We start from the raw sequence: 20,280 nt of genomic DNA on the forward strand, positions 1-20,280 counted from the left end.
CTGCGATCTTTTGATCTTGAAAAATCAGATCAAAAGATCGCAGCGTGCCGCAGCTCCTACAGGGCGGTTTTTAGAAACGGTCAAGCCTGTATGGCTCGTTTCTCGGCATCTCACGCAACGCCATCCCGACAACCATCTCCGCCGTCACCGCCGCCTGCGTCAGCCCCAAATGCTGATGACCAAACGCAAGCAACACCTTGCCCCCGCACACCTGATCAATCACCGGCAGCGAATCCGGCAATGACGGCCGAAAGCCCATCCACGGTGTCGCCGCTTCAGCACTCAGATCAGTGCGAAACAAGCCCTGACTCAACCGATGCAACTGCCACGCGCGCTCCATGCTCGGTGGTTTCTCCAGTCCCGCAAATTCAACCGTACCCGCCAGCCGCAACCCTTCGGTCATCGGCGTCATGATGAACTTGCGTTCCAGCGAGGTGACCGGGAAGGGCAGTCGACCCTGTTCCTGCGGCAGCATCAAGTGATAACCGCGCTCGGTGTCCAGCGGTACATTTTTGCCGGTCAGCGCAGCGGTCAGTTTCGCCGAGTGCGCGCCGCAGGCAATCAGCACGCGGCTTGCGGTCAAGCCTCCATTTCCGGTAATCAGCGAAACGCCGTTTTCCTGAACATGGCCTCCCTGCACCTGCTGCTGCAGAAAACTCACGCCGCAGGCTTTTGCCGCTTCAACCAATTCGCACACCACCCGGTACGGGTCAATGAAATGCCCGGTGCGCGGAAAGAACAAACCGCCCTGAATCTGCTCGCTGAGTTGCGGCGCCGTGTCCTGAATCGCCTTGGCCTGCCAATAATCGACAGGCACTTCCTGCTGACGCAATCGAGCTTGCAACGCGCCGATGGCCTGACGTGATTCCGGGCGTTCGAACACCAGCAACGAGCCATCAACTTTCAGCAAGTCCGGCCGCTGGATGTCGGCGAGCAAGCGCTGCCACGCATCCAGACTGCTTTCATTGAGCGCGCGTAATCCGGCCACGGTTTTCTGAAACGGTTCCGCCCGCAGGTTCAGCAGCAGCCTCGTGAACCACGGCAAGGCGCGGGGCAGGTATTTCCAGTCCAGCCGCAACGGCCCCATCGGGTCGAGCAGCATGGCCGGCAGGCGTTTGAGGATCGACACATCGGCAATCGGGAACACCTGTTCGGTCGCCAGATGCCCGGCGTTGCCGAAAGAAGCGCCGTGGCCCGGTAGCTGTTGATCGATGACGACCACGCTCAAACCCTGACGCGCAAAGCGCAAGGCGCAGGCGACGCCGATGATGCCGGCGCCGACCACAGCGATGTCGTGGGAGACGTTATTCGTCATTGGTCAGTGCTTCCCTGTGCCCATCAAGCAGGCGACTCAGGTGCAACGGATTTGCGTGTTTCAGTGCTGTCGGCAACAAGCTGTCGGGGAAATCCTGATAACAGACCGGGCGCAGAAAACGCAGGATCGCCGCCGTGCCCACCGACGTTGTGCGCGAGTCTGACGTCGCCGGGAAAGGCCCGCCGTGCACCATTGCATCGCAGACTTCGACGCCGGTCGGCCAGCCATTCACCAGCAAGCGTCCGGCCTTGCGCTCCAGTGTTGGCAGCAGCGCGCGGGCGTGATCAAGGTCTTCATCATCCAGGTGCAGCGTCGCGGTCAACTGACCTTCCAGATGCTCGGTGACCTGACGCATTTCATCCACGCTCGCGCATTGCACGATCAACGATGCGGCGCCAAAGGCTTCGCCCTGCAGATTGTGATCAGCGAGGAAATCGGCGGCGTCGCTGACAAACACCTGCGCCTGACCCTGATTCGGGCCGCTGCCGATCTGGCCGATGGCGGCGACATTTGCCCGAGCGTTTTCGGCCAGCGCATTCACCGCCGATTCATAGGCCTTGAAGATCCCCGGCGTGAGCATCGTCTGCGCCGGACTGTTTTTAATCCGTTCGGCCGTAGCGGCAATAAAACTGACCAGCGCAGCACTTTTCAGGGCAATCACCAATCCCGGATTGGTACAAAACTGCCCGGCGCCCAATGTCAGCGAAGCCACAAACCCATCGGCCAATGCCTGAGTGCGCTTCTGTAATGCCGCCGGAAACAGCAGCACCGGGTTGATCGAACTCATTTCCGCATACACCGGAATCGGCTCGGGCCGCGCCTGTGCCGCTTGAATCAGCGCCAGACCACCGCTGCGCGAACCGGTAAAACCCACAGCTTTGATGCGTGGATCGCGGACCAACGCAATGCCCACTTCGCGCCCGGAACCGTACAACAGCGAAAACACACCGTCCGGCAAACCACAGGTTTTCACCGCCCGTGCCACCGCGCGGCCAACCAGTTCACTGGTGCCGGGATGGGCACTGTGCGCCTTGACGATCACCGGGCAGCCGGCCGCCAGCGCCGATGCCGTATCGCCGCCCGCCACCGAAAACGCCAAGGGAAAATTACTCGCGCCGAATACCGCCACCGGCCCCAGCGCAATCTGCCGTTGACGCAGATCCGAACGCGGCATCGGTTGACGATCCGGCTGCGCGTTATCGACGCGCACATCCAGCCATTCACCCGCGCGCACGGTGCGCGCGAACATTCTCAATTGTTGGCAAGTGCGCCCGCGTTCACCCAACAGGCGAGGGCGCGGCAGGCCTGTTTCAGCCATGGCGCGGTCGATCAATTCATCACCGAGGGCTTCGACTTCCGCGGCAATGCTTTCAAGAAATTCGGCGCGGACATTCAGGGTTGTCTCGCGATAAACGTCGAACGCCGCCCAGGCCAATGCGCAAGCCTGCTCGACATGTTCCGCCGAACCGCCGGCATAGGCCGGTTCCAGCGCGGTATCCGTGGCCGGGTTGATGCCCCGAATGGCTTCGCGATTACCCGCGACAATGTGCTGCCCGATCAGCATGTGGCCCGTCAGCGTCATGGTGTTTTCCCGATAAAAAAGTGATGCCCGCCGTGAGCTAAAAACTTCACGGCAGGCGAAAGCAAGGATCAGGCGAAGTTCTGTTCCGCCGACCAGTTCTCGTACCAGTGACGGAACAGCGCGTACTGCTTCTCGGCATAACGCCGCTGCGAGTCGCTCAACGCATCGGTTTCGTTGAAGTGCAGGGTGTATTCCTTGTCGCCGTTGAGCACCATCAGATGCTTGTAATACAGCACCAGATCGCAGCCTTCATCGAACGACGACAGCACCGCCAATGCTGATTCCAGCTCCCGCGCCTGACGCCGCGCCTTCGCATCACCCTGGGCCGCCTTCTTGCTCAGCGCGACTAATTGCAGCACTTCGCGGGGCAGGGCATTGCCGATCCCGGTGATCGCGCCGGTGGCGTTGCAGTTGACGAAACCGTGCACCACTTGCGTGTCGACGCCGACCATCAGCGTCACGTTTTCATCTTTGGAGGTGATGTTTTCAGCGGCGTAGCGCAGGTCGGCGCCACCGCCAAATTCCTTGAAGCCAATCAGGTTCGGGTACTCGCGGCGCAGTTCGAAGAACAGGTCGGCGCGGGTGGCGAAACCGTAGTAAGGGCTGTTGTAGATCACCGCCGGCAGGTTCGGCGCCGCTTGCAAAATGGCCGCGAAGTGGGCTTTTTGTGCAGTCGCTGAAGCGCCCCGGGACAGCACGCGTGGAATCACCATCAAACCTTGCGCGCCGACTTTTGCCGCGTGCGCCGCATGGGCGACTGCTTCACGGGAATTCACCGCGCCAGTGCCGACAATCGTAGGAATGCCTGCTGCCACCAGACGCGCCACGCCTTCCTGACGTTCAGCCTCGGTGAGCAGCGGCCAGTCACCCATCGAACCGCAATACACCACCGCGCTCATGCCGATATCGATCAGCTCGCGACCCTTGGCCACCAGCGCGTCGAAGTCCGGTTGGCGCTGGGCGGTGCACGGGGTCATCAGGGCCGGCATGCAACCGGTGAAGATGTTGTCGCTCATTGTTTTAACTCCTTGGCACATCATTCAAATTGAGGTGAAAAGTCAGCGCGGCGGCTTAAATGCCCCACGCGAACGGGTCGGTTTCGTCGATCAGCAAGGTGCTGTCGGCGGTCATGTAGGCGCGGCCGGTAATGAACGGGCGAATGCGCTCGCCCTCCCATTCGAAGCGGCCTTCGAACTGGCTGCCGGTGATGCTCGCCTGCACCCAGATCGCGCCGGGTTGCAGCTTGTCGTCGGCGGCGAGGCAGGCGAGTTTGGCGCTGGTGCCGGTGCCGCACGGGGAGCGGTCGTAGGCTTTGCCGGGGCACATGACGAAGTTGCGGCTGTCGGCGTTGGCGTCATCGGAGAACAGTTCGATGTGGTCGATCACCGCACCGTCTTCGCCGTAAATACCTTGGTCTTCGAGGGCCTTGAGCATCGCCCAGGTGTAGGCGGTGAGGTGTTCGACGTCGTACATCGTCAGCGTCTGGCCGTGCTCGGAAACGAGGAAGAACCAGTTGCCGCCATAGGCGATGTCGCCGAAGACGCGGCCGAACCCTGGCACGTCCACCGGCACTTGTTTGCGATGACGGTAAGCAGGGACGTTGCCCAGCGTGACCGAGCCGTCGTCATGCAACGTGGCGCTGACCGGGCCTACCGGTGTGTCGATCTTGTGCACGCCCGGCTGGATTTTTCCCAGGTACTGCAACGAGTTGATCAGGCCGATGGTGCCGTGGCCGCACATGCCGAGGTAGCCGGCGTTGTTGAAAAAAATCACCCCGCACGTGGCGTCGGGCGACACCGGTTGGCAATACAGCGCGCCGACCAGCACATCGTTACCGCGTGGCTCCAGCAGGCAGGCACGGCGCCAGGCATCGTGCTGATTGCGCAGGGCATCGCGCTTTTCCACCATCGTGGTGCCGGCCAGATCGGGGAAACCGCTCATCACCAGACGCGTGGGTTCACCGCCGGTGTGGGAATCAATGACGTGTACTTCTTTCATGAATAGATCCCGTTGGATGATTTCAGTAGGCGCCGGCAGGGCGCGCGGTCACGGTCGAAGCGGGGGCGGCGACTTCGCTTTCTTCATCGTCTTCTTCCAGACGCAGCAGATGCGCCGGTACGCCCGTTGCGGCACCCCAGTAATAAATGCCGGTGGCGCAAACGGCGACGACAATGGTGTCGAACGGATGCGTGAGGATGCCGAGGCCACCGAAGGTGCCGAGTTTCGACAGGACGATGGTCACCGCGTAGAAGGCTATCAACCACGCCGAGGAGCGCACCTGGCTGGCCAGATTGAGGTGCGCGGTCGGGACGAAACGGCCGCACAGCAGGTACACAACGAACATCAGAATTTGCAGACCAAGCAGCCACGACACAGTATTCCAGCCCGACCAGTAGACGATCAGCGCGGCGATGATGAACGACACTGGCCCGAGCACGCCCATGCACTTGACCCGGAACGGACGCGGCATGTTTGGCGCATTGCGGCGCAGTGCAGCCACCGAAACCGGTGCCACGGCGTAGCTCAACACTAGCGCGGCGGAGACCACGTTGATCAGCGCTTCCCACGACGGAAATGGCAGCGTCCAGAACACCGACAGGGCAAAGGTCAGCCACAGCGCCGGACGTGGAATGCCGGATTTCTCGTCGATGTGGGTGAAGACTTTGAAGAAGGTGCCAGTCTGCGCCCAACCGTAGATCACGCGCGGCGTGGCGTTCATGTAGATGTTGCCGCAACCGCTTGGCGAGATCACCGCGTCGGCGACCACCAGATACGCCAGCCAACCCACGCCAAGCGCCAGAGCGATGTCGCGATACGGCAGGGAAAACTCTTTGCTGATCCCGGCCCAGCCATTGGCGAGCATTTCTGTCGGGATGCTGCCGAGAAAGGCCATTTGCAGCAGCACATAAATCAACGTCGACAGCAGCACCGAGAGGATCAGTGCGATGGGAATAGTGCGCTGCGGATTCTTCACTTCACTGGCCACCGAGATGATCGGCGTCAGCCCCAGATAGGCGAAAATCACGCCGCCCGCCGACACTGCCATTTCGATACCGGACAAGCCAAACGGCGCAAAACCTTGCACCTGGAAGTTGGCCGGTTTGAAGAAGGTGAAGAGCACGCCGATCACCAGCAGCGGCACGATGAACTTGAACACGCTGACCAGATTGTTGGCCTTGGCGAAGGTCTTCACGCTGCGGTAGTTGAGCAGGAAAAACACGCAGAGCAGGCCGAACTGCACCATCCAGCCGAGGATCGTCGGGTTGCCGCTGCCCGCTTGGGTCAGCTCGGGAAACCATGCCGCCGCGTATTGGCGCGAGGCAACCACTTCGATCGCTACCAGACTGGAAAACGCGATCAGGGTGATGAAGCCCATCAGGTAGCCGAGCAGCGGCCCGTGGGAGTAAACCGGGTAACGCACCACGCCGCCGGCACGCGGTAATGCCGCGCCCAGTTCGCAGTAAACGATGCCCAGCAACAACACGGCAAAACCGCCCAGCAACCAGGAGAAAATCCCCGCCGGCCCGGCAATCGCGGACACGTGACTGGCCGCGAACAACCAGCCAGAACCGAAGATCGCTCCGAGCCCGATAAATGTGAGGTCGATCAGTGAAAGCTGTTTTTTGAACTTGCCTTGGCCTGACATGGCATCGCCTTCTTGTGAGTTATTGGATAGGCAGTTGTGTCACTGGGACGGCCAGACTTTGAACTCATCGACGGCATGGCGATTGATGTTTTGCGGCGGGTTGGATGACGAAATCAGCACAATGGCGCAGATTAATCGCGGCCCTCGACAGGCCTGCATTGATCCTGCAATCTGCACGCGAACGCCGCAGGGCGGGCACTTGGCCGATCCGCGTTTGAAGAGGAATCCGTAATGCAGCAAGCGTTTTCGATCCTGTCCCAAGGCATCGGCGGCCATCGTCCGCAGACCCTGGAGGAGTTACTGGCCGGTGCGGCGCTGCTGTTGCCGATGCTCGACGTGATCCCCAATGCGGCGATTTTCATCAAGGACACGCAGGCGCGTTACGTGCTCGCCAACCGCACGTTGGTGCAGCGTTGTGGCTTGAAGGATTTGCGTCCGTTGCTCGGTAAAACCAGTGCGCAGGTGTTCCCGGCGCAACTTGGCCCGGGCTATACCGAGCAGGATCGCAAAGTGCTGGAGGAGGGCTTTGTGCTGGAGGATCAGCTTGAGCTACACCTGTACGGTAGTCGCGAACCGGGCTGGTGCCTGACGCACAAGCAGCCGCTGTACAACCGTGACGGGGTGATTATTGGGCTGGCGGGGATTTCGGTGGATCTGCAATCGGCCAGTGAAACGCATCCGGCGTTTGAGCGATTGGCGGCTGTCGATGAGCACATTCGGGCGAATTTCAATCGTCGGGTGACTTTGGTGGAATTGACCCGGATTGCTGGTATTTCCGTTGCGCAACTGGAGCGTTACTGTAAGCGCGTGTTCCATTTGACGCCTCGGCAGATGATCCAGAAGGTGCGGCTGGAGCATGCGCATCGCCTGCTGCATAGCGATTTGCCGATTACTGACGTTGCGCTGCAATGCGGGTACACCGATCACAGTGCGTTCACTCGCCAGTTCAAGGCCTCTACAGGCTTTACCCCTCGCCAGTACCGACAGGCCACTTCTCAGTGAATGACTGTAATCCTCTGTGGGAGCGGGCTTGCTCGCGAAGGCGTCGGGTTGGGCGGCTGGATTTTTGGTGACTGAGTACATATCCATTGCTGCGGTAACGGCGGCTTAGGGTTCCGCCCTTACGGCGGGTCACCTTTTCCAGACGCCGAAAAGGTAACCCAAAAGGCTTTGCCCCAGCGTTCGGCCCGCTCGCTGGGGCTCGGGGTTCCTTCGTTACGGAATTCATCCGGGCGCATCGCCTCCGGTTTGCTGCGCTGCACCTCCTCTCGCTGTGTTTGGCTGCGCCAAACGGTCGCTGCGCTCCCACCCCCGGATCAATCCCTCCGCTCAGCCTGCCGACGGGGCGGGTAGCGCAAGATCAAAAGCTGCAGCCGAGCTTGCGCTCATCCTGTGTAGGAGCTGCCGAAGGCTGCGATCTTTTGATGTTGCTTGTGCTTTTGTAGGAGCAGAGCTTGCTCGCGAAAGCGGTCGTTCGTTTAACAATTCGGTACCTGACACACCGCTTTCGCGAGCAAGCCGGCTCCCACAGTTTTGACTGCGTTGGCCAGAGGTAACGGGCTAATCGGATTACTGTAGGAGCTGCCGAAGGCTGCGATCTTTTCATCTTGATCTTAAAAACAGATCAAAAGATCGCAGCCTTCGGCAGCTCCTACATGACCCTGTGGCATACCGGCTAGACTCATGCCATTCGCGGCTCTCTCGCAGCAGGTGAAACGGGATGATCGGATTACAGAGGTGCCGGAGTCCGTTATGGGCCAGGCTCACGTTGGTAGCGATCAGCCTGACGTTGATCTCAGGCTGCTCGAGCCGAAAGCACTATCCGCCATCAGGCGTCGGCGACAGTTGTTACGCCAAGGCATTACCAACGGTCGGCGAGGGCGGTCTCGCGTGGGGCTCCAGCCTGAACATGGCTCGCCAAAAATCCTTGAACAACTGCATCCGCTATGCCGGTCGTTCCGGTGGCACGCCGAACACCTGTCAGGTGGTGTTGGCCAAGTGCAAGTAATCCCGGCCCACCTCTGCGCAGTGGGCCAGGCGGCAAATCACAGGCAGTTTTCCACAGTGTCCAAGTGCTTCCTGGATATCCAGCGATAGGTCGATGCGTAGTATTTCGCCACTGATCCTGCGGCGTCAGGCTGAATATCAACGAAGTATGCCGAGCCCGTTGTGGCCACCGTAATCGCGCCTTTCTTGCCCGGTTCCTGAGTGGCCCCGGATCGGCCCTCGAACACCGAAAGGTTTTCCCAGCCATGCTGTACGCAGTCGGCAATCACCTTGACGGCTTTTTTTGAATGCAGCACTTGGCGCGGTTCTTCCTGGCGCAGTTCATTCATCGAGGGTGCCGCACAGCCTGCCAGTGACGCCAGCGTCAACACCCATAGGGCTGCCTTCATATGTTCTTCTCCCTGAATAATGGGGCTTTCTCCAGGCGCGACATACGGGATGCCGCGTCTGGAGAAAGCTTTGCGATGCCGCTCTCAGGCGCTCGACTTACTGTTTTGCTTCGGCCTTCATTTTTTCAGCGATTTTTGCATCGACCGCCGCGCGGATCTGGTCAACGCTGAAGCTCGCCGGTTTCTGGCTAGGCGGGTAATCGACGAAGGTCTGCAGGAACGCTGCGGACTTGCCGACGGCCATTTCGGTCAGATAAACGTTTTTGGTCGTCCAGTCGTAGTACTGGTCGGAAACGATATCGGCACGTTCATACGGGTCCATGCGCAGGTTGAAGATTTTCGGTACGCGCAGGCACACGAACGGTTCGCTCCAGACCTTGAAGCCGCCCGGTGCGCGTTGTTCGCAGAACACGGCTTTCCAGTTGCCGAAACGCATCGACACCAGCACGCCATCGTCGTTGAAGTAGTAGAACTCCTTGCGCTCACCTTTAGGGCTCTGGCCGGTCAGGTACGGCAGTTGGTTGTAGCCATCCAGATGCACTTTGAAACTGGTGCCACCGGACGTCGGCGCCCAGCCTTTGAGTAGCTTGTTGGTGACATCGGTGTCACCCGCAGCGGCGAGCAGTGTCGGGAACCAGTCCAGACCCGAGAACAGCTCGTTGGACACTTCACCCGGTTTGATCTTGCCTGGCCAGCGAACCATTGCTGGCACACGGTAAGCACCTTCCCAGTTGGAGTTCTTTTCGTTGCGGAACGGTGTGGTTGCCGCATCGGGCCACGACCACTGGTTCGGGCCGTTGTCGGTGGTGTAAACCACGATGGTGTTGTCGGTGATTTTCAGGTCATCGAGGGTTTTCAGCAGTTTACCGACGTCACCGTCGTGCTCGATCATGCCGTCGGCGTAATCGTTGCCCGGCATGCCGCTTTGGCCCTGCATTGAGTCACGAATGTGCGTAAACGCGTGCATGCGGGTGGTGTTCATCCAGACAAAAAACGGTTTGTCCGCTTTCGCCTGTTTCTCGATGAAAGCCTGTGCGGCGGCGGTGGTTTCGTCGTCGATGGTTTCCATGCGTTTTTTAGTCAACGCACCGGTGTCTTCGATTTTGCCATCGGCAAAGCTGTGAATGACGCCGCGAGGGGAGGTGGCTTTGACGAATTCCGGGTCATCCTTCGGCCAGTACGGACGCTCAGGTTCTTCTTCGGCATTGAGGTGATACAGGTTGCCAAAGAACTCGTCGAAACCGTGGTTGGTCGGCAGGTATTCATCCTTGTCGCCCAAGTGGTTCTTGCCGAACTGACCGGTCGCATAACCCTGGGATTTGAGCGCCTGAGCGATGGTGATATCGCGTTTTTGCAGGCCGACCGGTGCGCCGGGGATGCCGACTTTCGACAGGCCGGTACGCAGTGGCGTCTGGCCAGTGATGAAAGAAGATCGACCTGCCGTGCAGCTGTTCTCCGCGTAGTAATCGGTGAACATCATGCCTTCTTTGGCAATCCGGTCGATGTTTGGCGTTTTGTAACCCACCACGCCCATTGAATAGGCGCTGATATTGGTCTGGCCGATGTCGTCACCAAAAATCACCAATATGTTGGGTTTCTCCGCAGCCATGGCCGAGGCTGAGATGACCGACGCTGCAACTAACGCAAACGTAGGTAACCACTTACTTAAATCAGTCATACCTACAACTCCTTTAGACAGGTAGTCCTTACGGACTTATGACGTGCCATCACTTTGCCCTCGTGCAAACTTTACGGAATGCCCGTTTCACCTTAGATGGCGTGGGTGTTTTCGCCTCCAGTGCGCGTGTCTAAATATGACATTTGCCCTCTGGCGAACCTCTGAAATCAAACCAAGTACTTGATGTCACGACAATTAATGCAGCCAATTAAGTTGCGACTTTTCTGACAGATAAAACTTCTCATCGACGCTTAACGTGCATTGATAATCCAGTCAGCGGCACGTTCGGCAATCATGATCGAGGCTGCATTGGTATTACCGCCCACCAGGGTCGGCATGATCGATGCGTCAACGACGCGGAGCCCTTCGATCCCGTGCACGCGTAACTGACTGTCGACCACGGCGAGTTCATCGTTGCCCATCTTGCAGGTGCCGACCGGGTGGTAGATGGAGTCTGCACGCTGGCGCAGTAACTGGATCAGTTGCTCGTCCCCGTACAAGCCTTCGCTGAGCACATCTTTCAGACCGAAACGTGCCATGGGCGCTTGCTGGATGATCTCGCGGGCCATGCGGTATCCCGTCAGCAATGTCTCGACGTCATCGTCATGGCCTAGAAGATTTGGGTCGATGCGAGGCGGGGCGGTAGGGTCAATCGACTGCAAACCGACGCTGCCTCTGCTTTTTGGGCGCAGCACGCAGACGTGACAACTGAAACCGTGCCCCCAGTGCAATTTGCGGTTGTGGTCGTCGATCATCGCGATCACTGAATGCAACTGGATGTCCGGACGCGTCAGGCTGCTGTCGGTTTTCAGAAAAGCACCGCCTTCAGCGAAGTTGCTGATGAACGGCCCCCGACGATGCCTGACGTAATCAAGCCAGGCCTTGCCCATGTTGATGCCGCCGCTTACAGAGATGCCCATCAATGACGTATCGGGGCTTTTGTACTGGAGCACGACATCCGGATGATCCTGCAGATTCTGGCCGACGCCCGTAAGTTCGTGCAGAACCGCGATGCCTTGAGGTTTGAGCTCCTCTTGCGGGCCAATCCCCGACAGCATCAGCAACTGCGGGCTGCCAAAGGCGCCGGCACTGAGCAGAACCTCGCGCCGGGCCTTGATGGTTTGCCGGTCACCGTTGCGGCAAAGCGTGACACCGACGGCTTTTTTGTCCTCTAGCACAATGCGCTCGGCGACCGCCGACGTCAGCACGGTGAGGTTTTTGCGCGTGTGTCGAATCGGTTTGAGAAACGCGGTGGCCGTGCTCCAGCGTCGACCCTCGCGGATCGTCACGTCGTACTGGCCGATGCCTTCCTGATCGACACCGTTGAAATCCGCGTTGTAGCGGTGCCCGGCCATCTGACCCGCGTCGATAAAGGCCTGAGTCGCTGGATGTATCGGGTTTTTGCCGACGTACAGTTCACCGAGCGCGCCGTGCAGATCGCAGGCACCGCGGTAGTTCATCTCGCTCTTGCGAAAGTACGGCAGCACCTCAGCAAACGACCAGCCCGGATTGCCCTGCGCCTGCCAATCGTCAAAGTCCGTGTGATGGCCACGAATATAAATCATGCCGTTGATCGAACTGCTACCGCCCAGCGTCTTGCCCCGTGGTTGATAGCCGTAACGCCCGTTCAAGCCTGGCTGCGCAACGGTCTTGAACGCCCAGTTGACATGTCGCGTCGGCACTATCGCTGCGACGCCCACCGGTGCGTGGATCAGTGGTGAGCGGTCTTCAGGCCCTGACTCCAGCAAACACACCGTGACGTGCGGGTCTGCACTCAGGCGATTGGCCAGAACGCAACCGGCTGAGCCGGCACCGATGATTACGTAATCGAATTCCATTACAGAGCAATCCCGAGCGAGTGAGCAGTGGCAGCGTCGCGATGACGCAGCGGTAAGTACCCCGGGTTGATTGTTGGCTTGTAGGACAAGAAAATTATTGATCTCTCATGACATTTATTTGATATTTGGTGACATGACTTCATTAATAAGAACAACCTCGTTCACCGGTTTTCGGCAAGTCACCAGCCAGCTCGGCGGCGATGCAGACCGCATGCTCGAACGCTTTCGGATCAATCCGCAGTTGCTGGAGGAAGAAGAGGCACGCGTGCCTTTACGCTCTTTGGTGGGCCTGCTGGAGTTTGCCGCGCGCGAGCTGAACTGCGCCGATTTCGGCCTGCGCATGGCCGAATATCAGGATTTGCACGTACTCGGGCCGATAGCAGTGATCGCCCGAACCTGCGCCACGGCGGGGGAGGCGCTCGCGCAAATCATCCGCTTCATCGGTTACCACAGCCCGGGCATTCAGCTCGATCTGGATCACAGCGAGGCCGGCTCTCCACGACTGGTCATCGACATCCGGCTCTCGGGCCCGGCTCCCCGCCGGCAAATGATCGAACTGGCGATGGGCGTGGCGCATAACGGTATGAAGCTGCTGTATGGCGACCATTTCGTCGCGCAGTCGGTACTTTTTTCCAGCACACATTTGACTGGCAAAACCTACCGGCGCTATTTCAAAACGACGGTGCAAACCGGCCAGCCCTGCAATGCGCTGGTGTTAAGCAACGAGCAGCTGAATCAGCCGATCGAACAGCAGGCGCCTTATCTGCATCAGGCGCTTGAGCAGTATTTCGATCAGTTCGATTTGCAGGCCACCTCTGATGTGGTCAAGCAGGTTGAACGTCTGGTGCTGCGCATGATGCCGATCCAGCGTTGCCGCTTGCCTTTGATCGCAGAGCAACTCGGGATGCACGTGCGTATGTTGCAGCGAAGGTTGGCCGAGCAGGGTCGCAGTTTCGATGACGTTGTCGAGACACTCCGTAAAGAGCGCAGCGAACACTATCTGGGGCAGAGGAACATGCCGATGTCGCAGGTCGCCGGGCTTCTCGGCTACAGCGAGCAAAGCGTGTTCAATCGCGCGTGTCAGCGTTGGTTTGCGATGTCGCCGGGTGCGATGCGGCGCCAGTTGCTGGGGTGAGACACAATCATTGACGCTATCAATAACAACCATTAACCCAATGAAGTTCTCATATTGATCGCGCGGCGTAAGATCGGCTCCATACCCAACCACTGCACCACGGAGCTCACACCATGAAACGCCAAACCCTGCTCGGCATTGCTTTCTCGATCTTCGCCCTGAACGCTTTTGCTGCGACTGAAACCGATCCGCTGTTCAGTGACGCGGTCGCCGCAACGGAAACCGACCGGTTGTTCAGCGACTCGGTCGCCGCGAACGAAACCGATCCTCTGTTCAGTGACGCCGTTGCCGCCGACGGTTCGGATCATCTGAAAGGCAACCTGGTTGCCGAGGGTGGTGCTGATCGACTGCTCGAACGCCGTAACGCCTGAATGCGTAGTTTTACCGCAGGCCTCAACGAAAAAGCCCGGCGCTATCAGCCGGGCTTCTTTTTGTCTGCGATTCGCTTGGACGATGTTCAAGACCAAACACAAAGTGTTCGATTAGCGGATACCCGACCTTTCGTCCAATTGCCGGTTTTTGCACGCAAGCGTACTGTGACCGGTGAGTCTGAGAACCGTGCACCCCATAACGACAAGATCGAGCACCGCCTAATGGACAGTCATCTGCTGAGTGATCGCAGCAGCGTGTTTCGTCACGCTGACCCCTATGCCGTCTCCGACTACGTCAATCAGCACGTTGGCCAGCACTTCATTGGCCTGTCCAAAACCGCCCATCCGCAAGCCAGCCTCAACCATCGCAAACTCGCCGATCTCGATCTGTGCCGCATCAGTTATGGCGGCAGTGTCCGGGTGACGTCGCTGGCGCTGGAAACCGTGTATCACCTGCAAGTGCTGCTGCAAGGCAATTGCCTGTGGCGCGGGCATAAACGTGAACATCATCTGGTGCCGGGCGAGTTGTTATTGATCAATCCGGATGATCCGGTTGATCTGACCTACTCTGACGACTGCGAAAAATTCATCCTCAAAGTGCCGGTCAGCGTGCTCGAGTCGGTGTGCGACGAGCAGCGCTGGTTGCGACCTTCGAGCGGTATCCGCTTTCTGCGCAATCACTATCAGTTGAGCGAACTGGAGGGCTTCACCAATCTGCTCGCGATGATTTGCCAGGAAGCCGAGGCCAGCGATCCGTTGCTGCGGGTGCAAGAGCACTACGCACAGATCATCGGCAGCAAACTGATCTCGCTGATGAACACCAATGTCAGCCGTGAGAATCTCAGTTCACCGAGCGTCAGTTTCGAGCGCATCCTCGATTACATCGAGCGCAACCTGAAACTCGATCTGCCCGCCGAACACCTGGCCGCGCAGGCAAGCATGAGCCCGCGTTCGCTGTACACCTTGTTCGAACGCCAACTCGGCATCACGCCGATGCAATACATCCGTCAGCGCAAACTCGCACGCATTCACGCCTGCCTCAGCGACCCGAGCTGCCCGGTGCGCAACCTCACGGAGCTGGCGCTGGATTACGGCTTCCTGCACTTGGGCCGTTTCGCCGAAAGCTATCGCCAACAGTTCGGCGAACTGCCGTCGCACACCCTCAAACGCCGCCACTGATCACCCTTCGAAACAGTCCGAATCATCTGCCGCGCCGTCCTGCACAAAACGGATAGCGATCTGCAGGATTCGGCTATTGCCCCGCGCTGCGCCTCCCTAATCTGACCTGGCCTGAACAATAACAATGGAGGCCCTGGCCATGTCCCTGGGAATCGACTACCTCAATGCCATGCTTGAAGAAGACCAAGAGAAGGGCGCCTACCGCTGCAAGCGGGAGATGTTCACCGATCCGCGTCTGTTCGAACTGGAGATGGCGCACATCTTCGAAGGCAACTGGATTTACCTCGCCCACGAAAGCCAACTGCCCAACAACAACGATTTTCTGACCACCACCATGGGGCGCCAGCCGATCTTCATCGCGCGCAACAAGGACGGCGTGCTCAACGCTTTTCTCAACGCCTGCAGCCATCGCGGCGCCATGCTTTGCCGGCACAAATCCGGCAACCGTTCCAGCTATACCTGCCCGTTCCACGGCTGGACGTTCAACAACAGCGGCAAACTGCTCAAGGTCAAAGACCCGAGTGAGGCCGGTTACCCGCAAAGCTTTAACTGCGAAGGCTCGCATGACCTGACCAAAGTCGCGCGTTTCGAGTCCTACCGCGGCTTTCTGTTTGGCAGCCTGAATGCCGATGTGAAATCCCTCACCGAGCACTTGGGCGAGTCAGCGAAGATCATCGACATGATCGTCGACCAGTCGCCAGAAGGTCTGGAAGTGCTGCGCGGTTCCAGCTCCTATATCTATGAAGGCAACTGGAAACTCACCGCCGAAAACGGTGCCGACGGCTATCACGTCAGTTCCGTGCACTGGAATTACGCCGCGACCCAGAACCAGCGCCAGCAACGCGAAGCGGGCGAGGCGATCAAGACCATGAGCGCCGGCAGTTGGGCGAAGAAGGGCGGCGGTTTCTACTCTTTCGATCACGGCCATCTGCTGCTCTGGACGCGTTGGGCCAACCCTGAAGACCGCCCGGCCTACGAGCGTCGTGACGAACTGGCGCGTGATTTCGGTCAGGCTCGCGCCGACTGGATGATCGAAAACTCGCGCAACCTGTGCCTGTACCCGAACGTGTATCTGATGGATCAGTTCAGTTCGCAGATCCGCATCGCCCGGCCAATCTCGGTCGACAAGACTGAAATCACCATCTACTGCATCGCCCCCAAAGGCGAGAGCGCCGAAGCGCGCGCCAAACGTATTCGTCAGTACGAAGATTTTTTCAACGTCAGCGGCATGGCCACACCGGATGATCTGGAAGAATTCCGTTCGTGCCAGACCGGTTACGGCGCCGGACGCGGCTGGAATGACATGTCCCGAGGCGCGACCCATTGGGTCGAAGGCGCCGACGCAGCGGCCGAAGAAATCGACCTGAAACCGCTGCTCTCCGGTATGCGCACCGAGGACGAAGGCCTGTTCGTGCTGCAACACAAGTACTGGCAGGAAACCATGCTCAAAGCCGCTGCCGCCGAACCACAACTGATCCCCGTGGAGGCTGTGTGATGAGCAACCTCTACGACAATGTCCGCGACTTTCTCTACCGCGAAGCGCGTTATCTCGATGACGGTCAGTGGGATCAATGGCTGGAACTGTACGCCGCCGACGCGACTTTCTGGATGCCGGCCTGGGACGATAACGACACGCTCACCGAAGACCCGCAAAGCGAAATCTCGCTGATCTGGTACGGCAACCGTGGCGGCCTCGAAGACCGCATCTTCCGGATCAAGACCGAGCGCTCCAGCGCGACGATTCCCGACACCCGCACCTCGCACAACCTGAGCAACATCGAGATCGTCGAGCACAGCGCCGACCAGTGCCAGGTGCGCTTCAACTGGCACACCCTGAGCTTTCGTTATCAGGTCACCGACAGCTACTTCGGCAGCAGTTTCTACACCCTCGATCTGCGTGGCGAGCAGCCGCTGATCAAGGCCAAGAAAGTCGTGCTGAAAAACGATTACGTCCGTCAGGTCATCGACATCTATCACATCTAGTCGACACGACGAGGTGCACCATGAATTTCCAGATCGCACTCAATTTTGAAGACGGCGTGACTCGTTTCATCGAGGCCGGCGGCCATGAAACTGTCGCCGACGCGGCGTATCGCCAAGGCATCAACATCCCGCTGGACTGCCGCGACGGCGCCTGCGGCACGTGCAAGTGTTTCGCCGAAGCCGGGCGTTACGAGATGGGCGACAACTTCATCGAAGACGCCTTGAGCGCCGACGAACTCGCACAAGGTTATGTGCTGACATGCCAGATGCGCGCCGCAAGCGATTGCGTGGTGCGCGTGCCGGTTGGATCGCAGGTGTGCAAAACCGAACAGGCCAATTTTCAGGCGGCGATCAGCGCTGTCCGGCAGTTGTCCGAGAGCACCATCGCGCTGTCGATCAAGAGCGAAGCGCTGAGCAAACTGGCATTCCTGCCGGGGCAATACGTCAACCTGCAAGTGCCGGGCAGTGAACACAGTCGTGCGTATTCCTTCAGCTCGTTGCAGAGGAATGGCGAGGTCAGTTTTCTGATTCGCAACGTGCCCGGCGGTTTGATGAGCAGTTTCCTCACCGGTCTGGCCAAGGCTGGCGACAGCATGAATCTGGCCGGACCACTGGGCAGTTTTTACCTGCGCGAAATCAAGCGGCCGCTGCTGTTGCTCGCCGGCGGCACCGGCCTGGCGCCGTTCACCGCGATGCTGGAAAAGATCGCCGAGCAGGGCAGCGCGCACCCGGTGCATTTGATCTATGGCGTGACCAATGACTTCGATCTGGTTGAACTCGATCGCCTTGAAGCCTTTGCCGCACGCATCGCCAATTTCAGCTTCGGCGCCTGCGTCGCCAATCCGCAAAGTGCACACCCGCTCAAGGGTTATGTCACCCAGCACATCGAACCGCGCCACCTCAACGACGGCGACGTCGACGTCTACCTGTGCGGGCCGCCGCCGATGGTGGAAGCGGTCAGCCAATACATCCGCGAGCAGGGCATCACCCCGGCGAATTTCTACTACGAAAAATTCGCCGCTGCCTGATCTCCATCAACCGAGCCGAACCCTCATCTGTGGGCCTGCCCTCAACTTGGATCCTGACTTTACCTGTGGCGAGGGGATTTATCCCCGATGGGGCGCGCAGCGGCCCTCGCTTTTGCCTTAACAGCAGGGGGCCGCTGCGCAGCTCATCGGGGCGGTGTGACGTTTCGCTAAACCCCTCACCACAGTTTTCGATATTCGTTTGCGTCGAGGTTGTCATGAACAACAGATTCTCCAACAAAGTCGCGCTGGTCACCGGCGCGGCGCAAGGCATCGGCCGCCGCGTCTGCGAGCGCCTGCTCAGCGAAGGCGCGCAAGTGGTCGCCGTCGACCGCTCCGAACTGGTTCACGAACTGCAAGGCGAGGGCGTTCTGGCACTGACCGCCGACCTCGAACAATACGCCGATTGCGCCCGGGTCATGGCCGAAGCGATCAACACTTTCGGTCGACTCGACATCCTGATCAACAACGTTGGCGGCACCATTTGGGCCAAGCCGTTCGAGCACTACCAGGTCGAACAAATCGAGGCGGAAGTGCGCCGCTCGCTGTTCCCGACCTTATGGTGCTGCCACGCCGCGCTGCCGTACATGCTCAAACAAGGCAGCGGCGCCATCGTCAACGTTTCCTCAATCGCCACCCGCAGCGTCAATCGCGTGCCGTATGGCGCGGCCAAGGGCGGCATCAACGCACTCACCGCGTGCCTGGCCTTCGAAAACGCCGAGCGTGGCATTCGCGTCAACGCTACTGCGCCTGGCGGTACCGAAGCGCCGCCTCGACGCATCCCGCGCAACGACGCCGAACAGTCGGCGCAAGAACACGCCTGGTACCAGCAAATCGTCGCGCAAACCCTCGACAGCAGCCTGATGAAGCGCTACGGCAGCCTCGATGAACAGGTCGGCGCGATCCTCTTTCTCGCCTCTGACGACGCTTCGTACATCACCGGCGTGACCTTGCCGGTCGGTGGCGGCGATCTCGGCTGAGCACTTCTCAAGGAGCATTGATATGCCGCGAATCCTGATTGAAAACCTGACGACGATCATCGTCGACCTGCCGACCATTCGCCCGCACAAACTGGCAATGCACACCATGCAGAAGCAGACCCTGGTGATCTTGCGTTTGCGCTGCAGCGATGGCGTTGAAGGCATCGGCGAAGCCACCACCATCGGTGGCCTCGCGTACGGCTATGAAAGCCCGGAAAGCATCAAGGCCAACATCGACGCGCATCTCGCGCCAGCGTTGATTGGCATGGACGCCAACAACATCAACGCGGCGATGCAGCGGCTCGACAAGATCGCCAAGGGCAACACCTTCGCCAAATCCGGCATCGAAAGCGCGCTGCTCGACGCGCAGGGCAAACGCCTCGGCCTGCCCGTCAGCGAACTGCTCGGCGGCCGTGTGCGCGACAGCCTCGAAGTTGCGTGGACGCTGGCCAGCGGCGACACCGCGCGCGACATTGCCGAAGCGGAGCAGATGCTTGAAGCACGGCGTCATCGCATCTTCAAATTGAAGATCGGCGCCAATCCGTTGGAGCAGGATCTCAAGCACGTCGTGGCGATCAAAAAAGCTTTGGGCGATCGCGCCAGTGTGCGGGTCGACGTCAATCAATATTGGGATGAGTCCCAGGCGATTCGTGGCTGCCAGGTATTGGGCGACAACGGCATTGATCTGATTGAACAGCCGATCTCGCGGGTCAACCGCTCGGGGCAGATTCGTCTGAATCAGCGCAGCCCGGCGCCGATCATGGCCGATGAATCAATTGAAAGTGTCGAGGACGCTGTCAGCCTCGCCGCTGACGGCGCGGCCAGTGTGTTCGCCCTGAAAATCGCCAAAAACGGCGGCCCCCGCGCCGTGCTCAGAACCGCGCAAATCGCCGAGGCCGCGGGCATCGCGCTCTACGGCGGCACCATGCTCGAAGGCTCGATTGGCACGCTGGCCTCGGCCCACGCCTTTCTCACGCTCAAGCAACTGACCTGGGACACCGAGCTGTTCGGGCCGTTGCTGCTGACCGAAGACATCGTCACCGAAAGGCCCGAGTACCGCGATTTTCATCTGCACATCCCGCACACACCGGGCCTCGGCCTGATCCTGGACGAACAACGTCTGGCGCGTTTTCGCCGCCATTGAGCCGATGA

18 protein-coding genes are annotated in these 20,280 nt (G+C 59.4%); 10 read left to right on the forward strand and 8 right to left on the reverse strand.

The genetic code is table 11. The annotated features are described in order from the left end of the window. Positions 1-70 precede the first annotated feature (70 nt). The 5 genes from AD669_RS10785 to AD669_RS10805 form a co-directional block, all read right to left on the reverse strand. Positions 71-1,315 (reverse strand): FAD-binding oxidoreductase, encoded by a 1,245-nt coding sequence (locus AD669_RS10785; protein WP_053119517.1) that lies wholly within the window; start codon positions 1,313-1,315, stop codon positions 71-73. Continuing rightward, positions 1,305-2,897: an aldehyde dehydrogenase (NADP(+)) gene (locus tag AD669_RS10790; protein ID WP_053119521.1), complete on the reverse strand. Its 1,593-nt coding sequence runs from the start codon at positions 2,895-2,897 to the stop codon at positions 1,305-1,307. The genes AD669_RS10785 and AD669_RS10790 overlap by 11 nt, the downstream gene beginning before the upstream one ends. A gap of 68 nt (positions 2,898-2,965) precedes the next feature. Continuing rightward, complete coding sequence (locus AD669_RS10795; RefSeq protein WP_053119523.1) at positions 2,966-3,913, reverse strand: dihydrodipicolinate synthase family protein; 948 nt, start codon at positions 3,911-3,913, stop codon at positions 2,966-2,968. A 55-nt stretch (positions 3,914-3,968) separates the two neighbouring features. Beyond that, the gene (locus AD669_RS10800) at positions 3,969-4,895 is read right to left on the reverse strand and encodes a 4-hydroxyproline epimerase (RefSeq protein WP_053119525.1); all 927 of its coding nucleotides are present in this window, start codon (positions 4,893-4,895) and stop codon (positions 3,969-3,971) included. Between the two features lie 22 nt (positions 4,896-4,917). After that, entirely contained in the window at positions 4,918-6,543 is a 1,626-nt protein-coding gene (locus tag AD669_RS10805) for an APC family permease (RefSeq protein WP_053119528.1), read from the reverse strand. Positions 6,544-6,774: 231 nt separating this feature from the next. On the opposite strand from AD669_RS10805, the gene AD669_RS10810 reads away from it, so the two are divergent. Both AD669_RS10810 and AD669_RS10815 read left to right on the forward strand, forming a co-directional pair. Further along, positions 6,775-7,545: an AraC family transcriptional regulator gene (locus AD669_RS10810; RefSeq protein WP_053119530.1), complete on the forward strand. Its 771-nt coding sequence runs from the start codon at positions 6,775-6,777 to the stop codon at positions 7,543-7,545. A gap of 718 nt (positions 7,546-8,263) precedes the next feature. Then, positions 8,264-8,551: a hypothetical protein gene (locus tag AD669_RS10815; RefSeq protein WP_053119532.1), complete on the forward strand. Its 288-nt coding sequence runs from the start codon at positions 8,264-8,266 to the stop codon at positions 8,549-8,551. 37 nt (positions 8,552-8,588) lie between these two features. On the opposite strand, the gene AD669_RS10820 is transcribed toward AD669_RS10815, so the two are convergent. The 3 genes from AD669_RS10820 to AD669_RS10830 form a co-directional block, all read right to left on the reverse strand. Next, complete coding sequence (locus AD669_RS10820) at positions 8,589-8,939, reverse strand: hypothetical protein (protein WP_053119534.1); 351 nt, start codon at positions 8,937-8,939, stop codon at positions 8,589-8,591. A gap of 97 nt (positions 8,940-9,036) precedes the next feature. Next, the gene (locus tag AD669_RS10825; RefSeq protein WP_053119536.1) at positions 9,037-10,617 is read right to left on the reverse strand and encodes an arylsulfatase; all 1,581 of its coding nucleotides are present in this window, start codon (positions 10,615-10,617) and stop codon (positions 9,037-9,039) included. A 251-nt stretch (positions 10,618-10,868) separates the two neighbouring features. After that, complete coding sequence (locus AD669_RS10830; RefSeq protein ID WP_053119538.1) at positions 10,869-12,455, reverse strand: GMC family oxidoreductase; 1,587 nt, start codon at positions 12,453-12,455, stop codon at positions 10,869-10,871. Positions 12,456-12,588: 133 nt separating this feature from the next. Between AD669_RS10830 and AD669_RS10835 the strand changes: the two genes are divergently transcribed. The 8 genes from AD669_RS10835 (at position 12,589) to AD669_RS10870 (ending at position 20,272) form a co-directional block, all read left to right on the forward strand. Further along, positions 12,589-13,590: an AraC family transcriptional regulator gene (locus AD669_RS10835; protein WP_053119540.1), complete on the forward strand. Its 1,002-nt coding sequence runs from the start codon at positions 12,589-12,591 to the stop codon at positions 13,588-13,590. Positions 13,591-13,703: 113 nt separating this feature from the next. After that, entirely contained in the window at positions 13,704-13,961 is a 258-nt protein-coding gene (locus AD669_RS10840; RefSeq protein ID WP_053119542.1) for a hypothetical protein, read from the forward strand. A 222-nt stretch (positions 13,962-14,183) separates the two neighbouring features. Continuing rightward, positions 14,184-15,140, forward strand: a complete 957-nt coding sequence (locus tag AD669_RS10845; protein WP_053119544.1) for an AraC family transcriptional regulator — start codon at positions 14,184-14,186, stop codon at positions 15,138-15,140. 139 nt (positions 15,141-15,279) lie between these two features. After that, positions 15,280-16,635, forward strand: a complete 1,356-nt coding sequence (gene benA / locus AD669_RS10850; RefSeq protein WP_053119546.1) for a benzoate 1,2-dioxygenase large subunit — start codon at positions 15,280-15,282, stop codon at positions 16,633-16,635. Beyond that, complete coding sequence (benB, locus tag AD669_RS10855) at positions 16,635-17,123, forward strand: benzoate 1,2-dioxygenase small subunit (protein ID WP_053119548.1); 489 nt, start codon at positions 16,635-16,637, stop codon at positions 17,121-17,123. Before benA ends, benB begins: the two co-directional genes overlap by 1 nt. A 20-nt stretch (positions 17,124-17,143) precedes the next feature. Beyond that, on the forward strand, positions 17,144-18,151 hold the full coding sequence (gene benC / locus AD669_RS10860) for a benzoate 1,2-dioxygenase electron transfer component BenC (RefSeq protein ID WP_053119550.1): 1,008 nt from the start codon (positions 17,144-17,146) through the stop codon (positions 18,149-18,151). Positions 18,152-18,366: 215 nt separating this feature from the next. Next, a complete protein-coding gene (locus AD669_RS10865) occupies positions 18,367-19,128 on the forward strand; it encodes a 1,6-dihydroxycyclohexa-2,4-diene-1-carboxylate dehydrogenase (RefSeq protein ID WP_053119552.1) in 762 nt (253 codons plus the stop codon). Positions 19,129-19,150: 22 nt separating this feature from the next. Further along, positions 19,151-20,272, forward strand: coding sequence for a muconate cycloisomerase family protein (locus tag AD669_RS10870; protein ID WP_053119554.1), 1,122 nt, complete (start codon positions 19,151-19,153; stop codon positions 20,270-20,272). Positions 20,273-20,280 lie beyond the last annotated feature (8 nt).

The sequence above is a fragment of the Pseudomonas sp. P1.31 genome, assembly GCF_001269815.1.
In the GTDB taxonomy this organism is placed as follows: Bacteria; Pseudomonadota; Gammaproteobacteria; order Pseudomonadales; family Pseudomonadaceae; genus Aquipseudomonas; species Aquipseudomonas rustica.